Source organism: Mesorhizobium sp. M7D.F.Ca.US.004.03.1.1, from assembly GCF_003998635.1.
Taxonomy (GTDB): domain Bacteria; phylum Pseudomonadota; class Alphaproteobacteria; order Rhizobiales; family Rhizobiaceae; genus Mesorhizobium; species Mesorhizobium loti.
The window spans coordinates 1-836 of record NZ_RZQG01001502.1 but is presented as its reverse complement, the minus strand read 5'-3'; the positions used below and the strand labels follow the sequence as shown (position 1 = coordinate 836).

Here is an 836-nt window from a genome sequence, read left to right as displayed (position 1 = left end):
CCTTTTGAATCCGCCGGCCACTGCCGTTTGCCGGAAGATGTCGTCTCCGATAGCCGCGCTATCGCCGCCCGCATGGCGGCGCTTTCGCATCCGGCACGTATCGAAATCATAAAGCATCTGTCGGCCAACAACTCCTGCTGCTGCCGTGAGGTGGTCGACCGTTTCGATTTGGCGCAGTCCACCGTTTCCCAACACCTGAAGATACTTGTCGAGGCTGGTCTGGTCCGGTTCGAGCCCGACCGCCAGCGCTCGCGCTACGAGGTCGATCGTGCCGCGCTCGCTGATGTTTCCGCATCGGTCGCCGCGCTCGTTAATTCCTGCTGCTCCGGCCGCTGAAAGATAAGAAGAAGGCACAAGAAATGGCCGAAAAAACCGTCTCCGACTCCTCGACCTTCAAGACGCTGCTCAATTTGTGGCCCTACATGTGGCCGGCGGATCGCGCTGATCTCAGGGCGCGGGTCACCTGGGCGACGCTGTTGCTGGTCGTCGCCAAGCTGACGCTAGTCGCCGGTCCTTATTTTTTCAAATGGGCGGCCGACGCGCTGGCCGGTGACGCCAAATCGGTGCCGCCGCTGCCGACCTTTCTGCTGGCGCCCGTCATGCTGGTCGTTGCCTACAACGTCGTGCGCCTGGTGCAACTTGGCTTCAACCAGCTAAGGGATGCGCTGTTTGCGCGCGTTGGCCAGTACGCGGTGCGCCAGCTCGCGTTCCGCACCTTCGTCCACATGCACCAACTGTCGCTGCGCTTTCACTTGGAACGCCGCACCGGCGGCCTGTCTCGCATTATCGAGCGCGGCACCAAGGGCATCGAGACGATCGTGCGCTTCATCATGCTC

General features: G+C 61.8%; 2 protein-coding genes. Both read left to right on the top strand.

Annotated features, from left to right (window positions below):
- Positions 1-27 precede the first annotated feature (27 nt).
- Positions 28-336 (top strand): metalloregulator ArsR/SmtB family transcription factor, encoded by a 309-nt coding sequence (locus EN935_RS38260; protein ID WP_127374356.1) that lies wholly within the window; start codon positions 28-30, stop codon positions 334-336.
- A gap of 23 nt (positions 337-359) precedes the next feature.
- Positions 360-836, top strand: a 477-nt coding sequence (locus EN935_RS38255) for an ABC transporter transmembrane domain-containing protein (protein ID WP_245489169.1), incomplete at its 3' end; no start/stop codon positions are given.